The organism is Herbaspirillum aquaticum, assembly GCF_002213425.1.
Lineage (GTDB): Bacteria > Pseudomonadota > Gammaproteobacteria > Burkholderiales > Burkholderiaceae_D > Herbaspirillum > Herbaspirillum aquaticum.
Genome location: NZ_NJGV01000011.1, coordinates 61,747 through 74,819 on the forward strand (window position 1 = coordinate 61,747; position 13,073 = coordinate 74,819).

11 protein-coding genes are annotated in these 13,073 nt (G+C 64.2%); 5 read left to right on the forward strand and 6 right to left on the reverse strand.

Going from position 1 to position 13,073, the window contains the following annotated elements:
* On the reverse strand, nt 1–1,476 hold the full coding sequence (locus CEJ45_RS13600; RefSeq protein WP_088755631.1) for an ATPase domain-containing protein: 1,476 nt from the start codon (nt 1,474–1,476) through the stop codon (nt 1–3).
* A gap of 468 nt (nt 1,477–1,944) precedes the next feature.
* Here CEJ45_RS13600 and CEJ45_RS13605 point away from each other — a divergent pair, with 468 nt between their 5' ends.
* Genes CEJ45_RS13605 through CEJ45_RS13615 form a run of 3 tightly spaced genes read left to right on the forward strand, consistent with a single transcriptional unit; the run spans nt 1,945 to nt 5,632 of the window.
* On the forward strand, nt 1,945–2,475 hold the full coding sequence (locus CEJ45_RS13605) for a sorbitol dehydrogenase family protein (protein WP_187697680.1): 531 nt from the start codon (nt 1,945–1,947) through the stop codon (nt 2,473–2,475).
* 23 nt (nt 2,476–2,498) lie between these two features.
* Nucleotides 2,499–4,130 (forward strand): GMC family oxidoreductase, encoded by a 1,632-nt coding sequence (locus CEJ45_RS13610; protein ID WP_088755633.1) that lies wholly within the window; start codon nt 2,499–2,501, stop codon nt 4,128–4,130.
* 8 nt (nt 4,131–4,138) lie between these two features.
* Nucleotides 4,139–5,632, forward strand: coding sequence for a cytochrome c (locus tag CEJ45_RS13615; protein WP_088755634.1), 1,494 nt, complete (start codon nt 4,139–4,141; stop codon nt 5,630–5,632).
* A gap of 80 nt (nt 5,633–5,712) precedes the next feature.
* Here the strand turns inward: CEJ45_RS13615 and CEJ45_RS13620 are convergent, their stop codons facing one another.
* The 5 genes from CEJ45_RS13620 to CEJ45_RS13640 all read right to left on the reverse strand — a co-directional run bounded on the left by CEJ45_RS13620 (nt 5,713) and on the right by CEJ45_RS13640 (nt 11,311).
* Nucleotides 5,713–7,110 (reverse strand): MFS transporter, encoded by a 1,398-nt coding sequence (locus tag CEJ45_RS13620; RefSeq protein WP_088755635.1) that lies wholly within the window; start codon nt 7,108–7,110, stop codon nt 5,713–5,715.
* Nucleotides 7,111–7,197: 87 nt separating this feature from the next.
* On the reverse strand, nt 7,198–8,358 hold the full coding sequence (locus tag CEJ45_RS13625; RefSeq protein WP_088755636.1) for a porin: 1,161 nt from the start codon (nt 8,356–8,358) through the stop codon (nt 7,198–7,200).
* A gap of 352 nt (nt 8,359–8,710) precedes the next feature.
* On the reverse strand, nt 8,711–9,583 hold the full coding sequence (locus CEJ45_RS13630) for a sugar phosphate isomerase/epimerase family protein (RefSeq protein ID WP_034330567.1): 873 nt from the start codon (nt 9,581–9,583) through the stop codon (nt 8,711–8,713).
* Entirely contained in the window at nt 9,580–10,425 is an 846-nt protein-coding gene (locus CEJ45_RS13635; protein ID WP_088755637.1) for a shikimate dehydrogenase family protein, read from the reverse strand. The genes CEJ45_RS13630 and CEJ45_RS13635 overlap by 4 nt, the downstream gene beginning before the upstream one ends.
* Nucleotides 10,426–10,429: 4 nt before the next feature.
* The gene (locus CEJ45_RS13640; RefSeq protein WP_088755638.1) at nt 10,430–11,311 is read right to left on the reverse strand and encodes a 4-hydroxyphenylpyruvate dioxygenase; all 882 of its coding nucleotides are present in this window, start codon (nt 11,309–11,311) and stop codon (nt 10,430–10,432) included.
* Between the two features lie 129 nt (nt 11,312–11,440).
* Between CEJ45_RS13640 and CEJ45_RS13645 the strand changes: the two genes are divergently transcribed.
* Together CEJ45_RS13645 and CEJ45_RS13650 are read left to right on the forward strand one after the other, a co-directional pair.
* Nucleotides 11,441–12,223, forward strand: coding sequence for an IclR family transcriptional regulator domain-containing protein (locus CEJ45_RS13645; protein ID WP_088755639.1), 783 nt, complete (start codon nt 11,441–11,443; stop codon nt 12,221–12,223).
* Nucleotides 12,224–12,248: 25 nt separating this feature from the next.
* The gene (locus CEJ45_RS13650; RefSeq protein ID WP_088755640.1) at nt 12,249–13,061 is read left to right on the forward strand and encodes an IclR family transcriptional regulator domain-containing protein; all 813 of its coding nucleotides are present in this window, start codon (nt 12,249–12,251) and stop codon (nt 13,059–13,061) included.
* The last annotated feature ends 12 nt before the right edge of the window (nt 13,062–13,073 follow it).

Consider the following 13,073-nt stretch of genomic DNA (forward strand, 5'->3'; position numbering starts at 1 on the left):
TCAACGTCCATCCGCAACCGGCGCGGCATGTGGGGTTACCAGCCCATCGATCTCGATGCCGGCATCCGAAATGTTCATCAGGCGGCTGGCGCCGTCGTAGCCGTTTTCCCGCAGCTTCATCACCGAGATCTGGCGGCGGTTGACGTTGTCCTGCACCACGTATTCCAGCAGCATCATGTTTTCGTACAGTTGCGAGGAATTGGGGTCGACCTGCGGCTGCGATTCGCGGAAATACGGCAGTTGTTCGGTGATGAAGGTGGTCACGCCGCGCGCGCGCAACTCATTGGTCAGCGCCACCAGGAAAGGCCGCATGCGCTGCTGCTGCACCACGATGCTGCGCAGGCCGTCCACGCCATCGATCAACAGGCGCGTCACCCCACGGCGGGCGATGTTGTCCAGCATGCGCTTGGCCAGGTCGTCGCACAGCATCTCCAGCGGCAGCTGCCACATCATCTGCAATGCGCCGCTGTCGATATGTTCATCGAGCTGCATGCCGGCCTTGCGGGCCTTGGCCAGCAGGCGCTCGGGCGATTCGTAGAAGCCCAGGATCAGGCATTGCTGGCCGTCCTTCAATCCCTGTTCGATGAAGTGCAGCCCCATGAGGGTCTTGCCCACGCCGGGACTGCCCAGCAGACAGGTCAGCGAACCGCTGACCACGCCCCCGCCGATGCACTTGTCCCACGACGCAATGCCCACGCTGACATAGCGATCCGAGGTCCCCGGCACCTTGCCGGCGCGGGTGGCGGTGGCTTCGAAGCGGGGGAAGATTTCGACCCCGCTCTGGTTGATCTCGAAGACGTGCTTGCCCAGCAGGTGGTTGGCCCCGCGCAGCTTGAAGACCTTGATCTCGCGCACCAGCTGCATGCCGGACTCGAGCTGGCTCAGTTCGATGACGCCGTCGACCAGGGTGTTCTCGGACTCGGGCATGTTGCCTTCCACCGGCGAGAGCAGCAAGGTGGTGCAATTCATGGTGAACACCAGTGCATTCAGGGAATGCATGAACTCCGACAGGTTCAGGTCCGACGGCCCGGAATCGCGCACCGAACGGAAACCGTCGATGATCAGCATGGCCGGGCGATGGCGATTCAGTTCGGCGCTGATCAGGCGCAGCAGGCCGCGCAGTCCTTCGCTGGCCAGCGCGCCATAGCCGCTTAACAGCTGCATCTGGTCGCCGACCAGGTTTTCATCGAAGAAGTCAAAATTGCTCACATGATTGAGCATCTTGGCATGCGATTCGGCGATCAGCGTCAGGAGCATCACCTTGTTGCCGCTGCGCGCCACCGCAAACCCGACCTGCGAAGCCAGCGTGGTCTTGCCGCTGCCCGCCAGCCCCTGGATCAGGTAGAGGCTGCCGGCCGGCAGGCCACCGCCCAGGATCTCATCGAAACCGGCGATACCGGTACTGATCAACGAAATGCGACTGGGCCGCAGCGTCGACGGGGCGGCAGGTGGATGGGACGGCAGGTGATCGCTCATGTGGATGAAGGCCAGGTGTTTTTATTGTGCAAAGGATTAGTGATTTTTCGACATTATACGATTGCCCACGGTATGACTAAGGTTGTCATACAGCGTAAAAGTTGCACCCTGGGGAGGTAAATACCGGCGCCGCGCGCAGCCTTGCGAGGCGGCACACCGCTGCACCAGCGAGCGCACTTCGGAATGATGGGGCAGATGCCTTGCTGCAACACCCTTCCTGCACCTCAAGGCAAACCCTGTTAACATGCGCACCGTTCATGCTGCAGCATCACGTCAGCGAACGGTCAGCAAACAGTGAGCAATACAGTCGCAACGAAGCACCAATACAGTACCGATACAGAAGCAATACCACCAGCAATACAGCTTAAAGACAGCTGCACGCATTCTCCACCACAATACGCATCGTCTTGGCCATCGAGGCCGCGGTCTTCGGCCCCTCCTCGCACCAGGCACATGCCAACGACGCCAATGAACCGATTTCCCCGCCAAGTCACCATGTCCCGGCGCAGCCTGCTGCTGACCGGGGTGAGCCTCTTGGGCAGCTACGTCGCCTTGTCCAGCCTGCCCTCCTGGGCCATCCCGCAAGCTGACAGCCCGCAACTGGCGCCCTTCATGCGCCTGTCCGCGCTGCTGGTCAACCACCGCCTGAATCCCGCCGTGGGCGCGCGCATGCTCGAAGTGGCCGCGCGCGAACATGCCGACCTGGACACCCTGATGCGCCAGCTGCTGGCCATCGCCGAACAGAAGCAGGCCCGCCGTGTGGAAGACTTCTTCGCCGACATCCCCGCCGGCGCGCAGCAGACGCTGGCCTACTGGATCATCTTCGCCTGGTATACCGGCTGCTCCTCGCCCAAGCGCAATGCCACCGTCTTCACCTATGAAGAGGCGCTGACCTACCAGACCACGCTGGACGTGGTCGCCATTCCCTCCTACGGCATCAGCGGCCCCAACCTCTGGCGCCAGGCCACCGTGCCGCTGGCCGACATGCCGCGCTTCTGATCAACCTGGGACAATTTCATCGTATGAACAGCAACGACAAAGCCGACGTCGTCATCGTCGGCACCGGCGTGGTGGGCGTCCTGATCGCCGAACAACTGCTGGATGCAGGCATCCCCGTGCTCATGCTGGAGGCCGGCCCGCGCGTGGCACGTGCCGAGGTGGTGGAGAACTTCCGCAACCTGCCGCTGGCGCTCAAGGGCGATCCTTCCTCCTGCTATCCGCCGCGTCCGTGGGCACCGCATCCCATGCCCTCCAGCGAGAATCCGGACGACCACTACCTGGAACTCTCCGGTCCCGACAAATACGCCCAGACCTTCATCCGCTACGCCGGCGGCTCCACCTGGCACTGGGCCGGCACCTGCTGGCGCCTCACGCCGGAAGACATGCAGCTGCACACGCTCTACGGCGTGGGCCGCGACTGGGCCTTCGGCTACGACGTGCTGGAACCGTATTACACCCGCGTCGAACACAAGCTGGGCATCTGCGGTCCGTCCGACCCGGCCCTGCAATGGCCGCCGCAACGCTCGGCGCCCTACCCCATGCCGGCCCTGCCCTTCAGCCCGGGCGAGCAGCGTTTCACCGACGTGGTCAGGGAACTGGGTTACCACAACATCCCCACGGCCCAGGCGCGCAACAGCGGCATGCCCTACGATGAGCGCCCGGCCTGCTGCGCCAACAACAACTGCGTGCCGGTCTGTCCGGTCGGTGCCAAGTACGATGCCGCCACTGCGCTGGCGCGCCTCGAATCCAAGGGCGCGACCATCCTCACCGATGCCGTGGTGTACCGGGTCGAGACCGATGAGGCCAACCGCGTGAACGCGGTCAGCTATTTCGATGCCAACAAGGTCAGCCATCGCGTCACCGGCAAGATCTTCGTACTGGCCTGCAACGGTATCGAAACCCCCAAGCTGCTGCTGATGTCGGCCAACAGCCGCAACCCGCACGGGCTGGCCAACAGCTCCGACCAGGTCGGCCGCAACATGATGGACCATCCGCAACTGACCATGACCCTCACGCTGTCCGAACCCTACTGGTCCGGTGTCGGCCCGGTGGTCAACAGCGGCATCATGGAAACCTCGCAGGGCAGCTTCCGTTCCGAACATGCGGGCGCCTACTTCCGCTACAACAATTTCGCGCGCAATCGTTTCGTGACCTTCGCGGCCTTGAAGAAGGGCCTGGTCGGCCAGGCGCTGGACGAAGAAATCCGCCGCATGACCGCCTGCACCGCCGACGTCGTGCTGGCCCATGAAGTGCTGCCCGATCCGGAAAATCGGCTCACGCTGTCGGCCAAGAAGGACTGGCTGGGCCTGCCCCGTCCATCCATTCATTACGACGTGGGCGACTACACGCGCAAGTCGGCCGAGCAGTATTCGCTGCCGATCGGCCGCAAGATCGCGGCAGCGATGGGGGCGACCGACGTCAAGGTCAGTCCCGCCTTTGCGCAGAGCAAACACATCATGGGTGGCACCATCATGGGCATGGATGCGGCCAATTCGGTGGTCGATCCCGACTGCCGCGCGCACGATCACGACAACCTGTTCCTGCCCGGCGGCGGGGCCATGCCCAGCACCGCCTGCGGCAACAGCACCCTGAGCATGGCGGCACTGGGCCTGAAGGCGGCCGATGCCATCGTGCGTCAACTGCAGAAAGCCTGAGGACGAGCATGCGACCACTGAACCTCCTCGTCCTCGCCGCTGCCCTGCTGGCCACGTCTGCGCTGGCGCAGACACCCGAGCCGGCGAGCGCGCCACCTGATGTGCCCGCCGCAGCACCGGCCCCGACCGTCTCGCCCGAAGCGGCACTGATCGAGCGCGGCCGCTACCTGGCGGTGGCCTCCGACTGCATCGCCTGCCACACCGCGCCGCGCGGCAAACCCATGGCCGGTGGCCTGGCCATCGCCTCGCCGGTCGGTGAGATCATCGCGACCAACATCACGCCCTCCAAGTCGCACGGCATCGGCAACTACAGCGAAGCGCAATTCGCCGCCGCCCTGCGGCGCGGCGTGCGCGCCGATGGCGCCAACCTGTATCCGGCCATGCCGTACACCGCGTATGCCGCATTGAACGATGCAGACGTGCATGCGCTGTATGCGTATTTCATGAAGGGCGTGGCAGCGGTCGATACCCCGACGCGCGAGACCGCGCTGCCCTTCCCGATGAATATCCGGGCGTCGATGAAGGTGTGGAATGCGCTGTTCCTGAAGGACCAGCCGCTGGCCCCGGCCCCGCAGCGTTCTGCGCAATGGCTGCGCGGACGCTACCTGGCCGAAGGCCCGGCGCATTGCAGCAGCTGCCACACACCACGCGGCTTCCTGATGCAGGAGAAAACCAATCTCGCGCTCTCCGGTGCCCAGGTCGGTCCCTGGTATGCGCCCAACATCACGCCGCATCCCACGGCCGGCATCGGCACCTGGAGCCAGGATGAGCTGGTCGCCTATCTCAAGAGCGGACGCGTGGAAGGCCGCGCCCAGGCCGCCGGCAGCATGGCCGAGGCGATCACGCACAGCTTCTCCAAACTGACCGACGAGGACCTGCGCGCCATCGCCGTCTACCTCAAGGAGACCCCGGCCATCGGCCCGGATTCGTCGACGCCGCCCACGCTGGGCACGCGCTTCGAACAGGGCAAGGCCGGCAATGCGCTGGCGCAGTTCCGTGGCCGCACACTGGGCGCCGACAGTCCCGAGGAGATCCGCGGTGCGCGCCTGTTCTCGGCCAGCTGCGCTTCCTGCCACGGCTACAACGGACAAGGTACGCGCGATGGCTACTATCCTTCGCTGTTCCACAACTCGGCCACGGCGGGCGTGAATGCCAACAACCTGATCGCCACCATCCTCTATGGTGTGGAACGCGAGACGGCTGAAGGCGGCCATGTCTTCATGCCACCCTTTGGCGATCAGCACAATGCGCTCAACAAGCTCTCCAATGAGGACGTGGCAGCGCTGTCGAACTATCTGCTGAAGTATTACGGCAACCCCGACCTCAAGGTAAAACCGGAGGACGTGGCCGTGATCCGCGCGGGCGGCCCGCGTTCGCCGCTGCTGCTGGTGGCGCGCATCGGCATGGGCGTGGGCGCGGTGGTGGTGGCACTGCTGCTGTTGCTGGGAGCACTGATGCTGCTGCGACGCAAGCGCATCGATCCCGAGAACGACTGGAAATAATTTACGTGCCATACAAAAAAGCGCTGTTCCCCTCAGAAGGAACAGCGCTTTTTTTACGTCTTTTCTACAGCCAGACCGGATCAGGACTTGGCGTAACGCCCTTCCAGATCAGCCTGCGCACGCAGACGCTCGTACTCGTTGCGCGGCATCGGCTGGGCATCACGCTCGCCCAATTTTTCCAGCGGGATGCGATAGGTCTCGCGGGCGGACAGCGCTGCCAGTGCCGACACGATGGTGATGCCGAAGGCGATGCCGCCCACGGTCAGCCAGATGTTGCTGGAGCCCGGGGGCGCCACGGCGGTAAACAGGGCCGGCAGCATCGCCGTGATGGCCGTGCCCACGTTCTGCGCAATGGCCATGGCCGAGACGCGCGAACGGGCCGGGAACAGTTCCGGATAGAAGCTGGGGAAGACCGCGTTGTAGCCCTGGTAGACCACGCCCCACATCAGGATCGACATCACGAAGGCAAGCTGCACGTTGCGGATGCTGATCGCATACAGGTAGGCGAAGGCGAACAGGCCCGCCAGCAAGGAACCCACGATGATGGGCGGACGGCGGCCAATGCGGTCCGACAGCTTGCCCACATAGGGAATGACCAGCACTGCCACGATATTGCCCACCACCGGGATCCACAGGTAGACGTCCTTGGCGAAGCCGATGCCATAGGCCGGCTGCACCGCATAGGCTGCGCCGAAGATGGTGGCCACCACCGGGATCACGTTCATGAGCGCCATGCAGACCACGCGCAGCATGTTGGGCGAACTGTCGCGGAAGGCTTCCACCACCGGCGAGCGGCGCTTGAGTTCATTCTTGTCGGTGGCCTTGAACAGCGGCGTCTCATCCACGGTGCGGCGAATGATCCAGCCGGCGATGATGACCAGGAAGCTCAGCAGGAAGGGAATGCGCCAGCCCCATACGTTGAACTGTTCGGCCGGCATGTAATGCGCCAGCGGCAGGAACACGGCGGCCGCCAGGATCTGTCCGGCCTGCACCCCTTGCAGGGTGAAGCTGGAGTAGTAGCCGCGCCGCCCGAAGGGAGAGTGCTCCAGGATCATGGAACTGGCCCCGGAGATTTCACCGGCCACGGCAAAGCCCTGGGCCAGGCGCATGAGCACCAGCAGCGCGGGGGCCCACAGGCCGACCTGGTCATAGGTCGGCAACAGCCCGACCCCGATGGTGGAAAAGCCCATCAGGAACATGCACCACAGCAGCACCTTCTTGCGGCCGTGGGTGTCGCCCAGGTGACCCAGCACGAAGGCGCCGATGGGACGTGCCACATAGCCCACGCCATAGGTGGCCAGCGAGGCGATGATGGCGGTGGTCGGATCGCCCTTGGGGAAGAACAGCTGCGGGAAGATCAGCGAAGCGGCCGTGGCATAGATGAAGAAGTCATAGTATTCGAGCGCCGAGCCGATCCAGCCGCTGGCGGCGGCCTTCTTGCTCTGCTGCGAGTGATCGCTGGAATGAGAGGATTGCATGGTGTCTCCGTGGTGTTGCCGGGCGGGCCGTCATGCTGATGCGATGACGGCCCGCCGAAATTAAGAAATGGCTGGCTCGGGGCGAACTCAGAAGCGATGCAGGATGCCCATCTGCAGCCCGATCAGGCTCTTGCCATTGACGTCAGCCCCGGCCAGGTTGCTGCCCGGTCCGGCCGAACCGCTGAAGCGCCAGCCGGCATTGGCCTGGTTCTTCATGGTGTTGGCGAAGCCATAGAGCGTGGTCCGCTTGGAGAGGTCGTAGTAGGCGCCCACGTTGCCGCCCTGTGCACCACCGTCCTTGTGGGAGGTGTCGACCATCACGCCATACAGCGCGCCGATGCGCAGCTGCGGGGTCAGGCGATAGTCCGCCGAGACCTGGTAGACGTTGTAGAAGCGCTGGATATTCGCATCGTTACCGGCGAAGAAATTGTTGGGATTGCTGACATTGTTGAGGATGGTCGCGGCATTGTTGCCATTGGCGTTGGCGGTGGTGTTGTTGCTCCGTACGTAGGCCAGGTAGATCTTGCCCGGGCCGTAGTCGTAGTCGGCATACACGTTATGGTATTGCACCGTATTGCTGTAAAGGCCGCCGGCATTGGGTTTTGCCACCAGGCCGGCATAGCCTGCGCGATACGGGCCGTTAGTGTAATCCAGACCGAACTGATAGACACCACGACGGCCCAGTCCCTCGCCTGCGGTCTCCGGCATGGCGTAGTGGATATCGAACTGGAAACCGGCCCAGCGCGGCGACTTCCACGACAGGTCATTGTCGAAACGCGACGGTACGCCGAAGGTATTGATGATGGAGCCGTAGGTGGTGCGCTCGGTGTAGTCGATGGCGCCGCCGATGAAGAAGGGCACGCTGTTCTGGCGGCCCACGCGGAATTCACCTGCGGCCGGGGTCTTGATGCCGACCCAGGACTGGCGGTCGAACAGGCGCGTGCTGTCGGCCAGGCCGCCGGTGTCGCCGGCGAATCCGTTTTCCAGCGTGAATGTGGCCGCATAGCCGCCGCCCAGATCCTCATAGCCTTTGAGGCCGATACGGCTGCGCAGGATGGCGCCATCATTGAGCGCCCACAGGCTCTTGCCGCTGCTGCTGTGCATGTAGCCCAGGTACTGGTCGACGGTGCCATAGAGGGTGACGTTGCCGGTGCTCTGCGCCAGGGCCGTGCCGGAGGCGGCCAGCAGCAGGCCCATGGCGACGGGCGTGCGCAGTGCGCTTGATGGGCGGGTGGATCGTGTTGTCATGTCTCGGATCTCTGTTGTGTTTGTGGTTGTGGTGATGGTGGTGGAGCGTGACTCCCGGCACACGCAATGCGTCCCCTGCCGGCGCGCTGCGCGGCATGTTCCGAACGGGAGGAAACGGGTGGCCCGCGGCACCCTGGCGTGTGCAGGGAAGGGGCTGGGGGATCAGGATGAAGGGCGCTGCGGTGTCATGGGGTCTCCTCTGTTGTCGTCATGCGGCCCGTTCCCTGAAAGGGCGGTGACGCATCGTCAAACCCGCTCGCTATGGTTTTGTTGTGGCGAGCTGTTGGTGCTGCTGATTGCCAATTGCTGATTTTCAGATTGTTGACTGCAGGTTAAAGGTCGCGCTGCGCGTTCACGCGGCCACCGCTTCGCGCACCCGCAGGCCGCGCCGCAGCACCTGGTCGGTGACCCACTTGGCCGAGCGGCGCGCACGCTCGGCCACCACGGCCGGCGACATCTGCAGGTAATCGTCATTGAACACTTCAAAGCTGTAGTCGCCGCGATAGCCGCCGCGATGCAGGCGCCGCACCATGTCGGAGAGCTCCAGCGAATGCTCGCCCTCGCCGGGGAAGACCCGCAGATGGCGCGCCGTCTCCAGCCGTTCTTCGGGCGTGCGGATCTCGCGCCACATGAAATCCGACAACTGGACCATCACGATGCGACGGCCGGGAATGGCATCCAGGTCTTCCAGCGCGCCGCGGTTGGCGAGGATGTGGAAGGAATCGATGACCACGCCCAGGTTGGCGTGATCGGCCATCTCCACCACTTCCCAGGCCTGCATGTATTGGTTGATGTGACGTCCCCAGGACAAGGCCTCGAAGCCCACGCGGATGCCCAGCGGCACCGCCAGGTTGGCCAGCTTGGCGAGGTCGCGCGCGATGTGGCGCGTATCGCCGCTGGCATGCTGCGAGGTCGAGGAGCACACCATCAGCAGCGGTGCGCCGACCGCCTTGCAGATCTGCAGCAGGTTGCGGGCCACGTCCACCTTGTAGTCGTGCAGGCTGCCCTGCAAACCCTCGTAGTCGCGCATGACCTGGATGCCGGTCACGCGCACGCCGCTCTCGCGCACCAGCTTCACGGCCGCCTCCAGCCCGCCGGGATAGCCCACCAGGTCCTTGGACCACAGCATGAGCTGCGAGAAACCGGCCGCCTTGGAAGCAGCCAGCTTGGATTCCAGCCCACCCGGCAGGGTGATGGTATCCATGCCGAAATTGTCGAGGTTCACAATGCCCCCAGTGTACGGAAGTCGTCCGCGGCCACGCCGGGCCAGCCGAACAGCTCGAGATACAGCGGCGCCTGCTCGATCAGCATTTCCTTGCCCTTCTGGATGCGGCAGCCCTTGGCCTGTGCCTGAACCAGCAGCTGGCTCATCTCGATCTTCATGCCGCAGTCGGCGACGATGGCCTGCGCACTCACCCCCTCCAGCGCGAAGGGCATCGGATCACCCACGTGCATGCCCAGCGGCGTGCAGTTCACCAGCAGGTCGACGCCGCTTGCATCGGGCTGGGCAAAGCGCACGCGGGTCGCCGGATAGGCGGCTTCCACGCGCGCCAGCAAGGCGTCGGCGCCGGCACGATTGGTATCGAACACGCTGATCTCGGCCACGCCCTGCGCCGCCAGCGAGGCGACGATGGCGCAGCCCACGCCCCCCGTGCCGACCACCAGGGCGCGCGTCTTGTTCCACACCAGCGGACGGTCGGCGGCGGTGCGCGCCAGCGCGCGGATGAAGCCTTCGCCATCGATCAGGTCGCCCCAGATGACACCCTCGGCATCGCGGTAGACCGCATTGCAGGCGCCGGCCACGCGGGCGCGCAGGGTGGCTTGTTCGACTGCATCGAGCGTCATGGGCTTGTGCGGGATGGAGACGAAGATGCCGCCGACGTTCTCGGTCTTCATGAACATGCGCACGGCCTCGCAATAGCGCTCCGGTTCGATCTTGAACGGGATGACGCGGGCATCCAGATCGTGGCGCTTGAAATACGCATTGAAGAGCGTCGGTGCCTTCACCTGTTCCACCGGCCAGCCGATGACGGGGAAGATGCGGGTAGTGCCTGTGATTTCCTTCATGGTCTCAGTTCTTGTCTTTCTGGCTGCGCACCAGTTCGAAACTGACGCCGCCCTTGTAAAGCTGGGTGAGCGCACCGCGCTCGCTGATCTGGGTAGGCGCGCGGTCGACGAAGATCACGCCGCGCTCCTGCAATTGCCGCACCGCCTGCAGCACGTCGGGCGTGCCCAGGCCGAGACGCAGCCACTCTTCTTCCCACTGGATGTCTTCGGTGCCTTCGGGCGGTTCCACCAACTGGATGTAGAACTGGCGGCAAGGGCTGGCCAGCAGGTTGCCCTTGGGCAGGATGCCGAAGAACTGCCCCTCGGGCAGCACCGAAAATCCCATCAATGAGGAATAGAAGTCGATCCATTCACGCGTGCGCTCCGGTCCCACGGCCTGCACTAGGCCGAAGAAATGCATGCCCGACAACGCCGTGGTCTTGCGCCGCTCCTGGCTGGAGGGCTTGAAGTCGACGTCGTAGATGGAGAAGTCGCGATAGCGGTCGACGAAGTAGATGATGGAGTCGCCGCAGCCATGCACGCCCGGGATGTTCAGTTCCATGGCCCCGGCGCGGGTGGGAATGGGCCAGGCCCCCAGTTCGGTGACGCGGCGATAGGCCTCGTTGGCATCACGCACGCGCAGCGCGATGGCGCTCAGGTTGGTGGCCTGCACCTCATGGTCGAAGCCGGACCAGGCCGACACGTCGGCGTTGACGATCACGTTCATCTCGCCCTGGGTGTAGAGCACCACTTCGCGCGAGCGATGGCGGCCGACCTGTTCGAAGCCCATGCGCTCCAGCACCGCACCCAGCGCCAAAGGCTCGGTGGTGGCGTATTCGATGAACTCGATGCCATCGATGCCCAGCGGATTGGTGGGGACAGGATTGTTTTCTATGGTGTTCATCATGATCCCGATGATTTGTCTCGGAGCCGAGTATAGCCAAGCCCACCCCCTGCAAAAAGGTCGATATGAAGCAAAACGTGCGATAATCGCGCAACTTGTTCGCCAATCACTCATTTCTGGAATTTTTTTACGATGATCGACCAAAACCCGGTAGAACTGGACATCCAGAAGCGTGACCTGATCGAGGGATTGATGAAGGGTTTTGACGTCATCACGGCCTTCACCAGCGAGTCGCCCCAGCTGACCGCCAGCGAAGTGGCTGAGCGGGTGGGACTGACCCGCAGCGCTGCGCGCCGCTACCTGTTGACGCTGGTGCATACCGGCATGGCGGCCTCGGACGGCAAGAAGTTCTGGCTCATGCCGCGCCTGCTGAACCTGGGCCAGTCCTACCTGGAATCGGCCCGCGTGCCGCGCGCGGTGGTGCCCTTCCTGCAGCGCTTGACGCAGCAGTTGCAGGAATCCACCAACTTCTCGCTGCTCGATGGCGACGAGATCGTCTACGTCACCCGCGTGACCGCCGCGCAACTGGTCAATGCCGGTTTCGAACCCGGCACGCGCCTGCCGGCCTACACCACCACGGCTGGCCGGGTGCTGCTGGGCATGCGCGAGGATGCGGAGATCACCGCCTATCTCGACCGCGTCACCCTGATCCCGCACACCCACATGGCCATGACCGACAAGGCGGCGCTCTTTGCCGAGATCGTCACCATGCGCAAGCAGGGTTACGGCATCACCGAGAACCAGTTCGAGATGGGCATGCGCGGCATCGCCATCCCGGTCAAGAACCGCAATGGCCGCGTCATCGGTGCCCTGAGCGTGACCTCCAACATCGCCGCGTGCTCGCGCGAGGACGCCATCGCGCGCGGTGTGCCGGCGCTGCAGACCACGGCCAATACCTTGATGATGTGGGTATGAGGACCGTGCACAGGAGGAGTCCGCGATGAGCGATGTGGAGAGAATCGACTTGCCGGAAGACAGCAGCGAGGCTGGCGAGGGCGGCCTGGCCCGGCGCGACTGGATTGCCGGATTGGAGAAGGGCTTGCTGATCCTGGAAGCCTTCGACTACGACAACCAGCGCATGACCTCGGCGCAAGTGGCGGCCCGTACCGGGCTGTCGCGCACGGCCGCGCGGCGTTACCTGCTCACGCTGGAGCACCTGGGCTACCTGCACAGCGAAGGCAAGACCTTCGCCCTGACGCCCAGGGTGCTGAAAGTGGGCTGGTCGTATTTCGATTCGGCACCGTTGCCGCGCATCCTGCAGCCCCACCTGCAGCAGATCACCGGGCAGACCGGCGAGGCCGTCTATGCCAGCGTGCTCGATGGCTGGGACCTGGTCTTCATCGCGCGCAATGGCACGTCGCGCGTGATGACCACCGGCTTCGTGCTGGGCGCGCGGGTACCGGCGCAGCTGGCTTCACCGGGCATCGTGATGCTGGGCGCGCTGCCCGAGCAGCAGGTGCGCGAGTGGCTGGCCACCTGTGCCATGACGCCCTTCACGCCCCACACCATCACCGATCCGGATCGCCTCTACGAATTGATCGCGCAGGCGCGCCAGCAGGGTTATGCCCTGGTGGAGCAGCAATTGCAGACGGGGGTTCGCGGCATTGCGGTGCCGCTCAAGAATCGGCATGCCAAGGTGGTGGGGGCGCTCAGCCTCAGCTTCCCGCTGGCGGTGGAATCGCAGGAACAGACGCTGGCGCGCGTGCTGCCCGCCTTGCAGCAGGCAGCCAATGCGCTGATCCATCAGGTGTGAGGGACCAGCGCG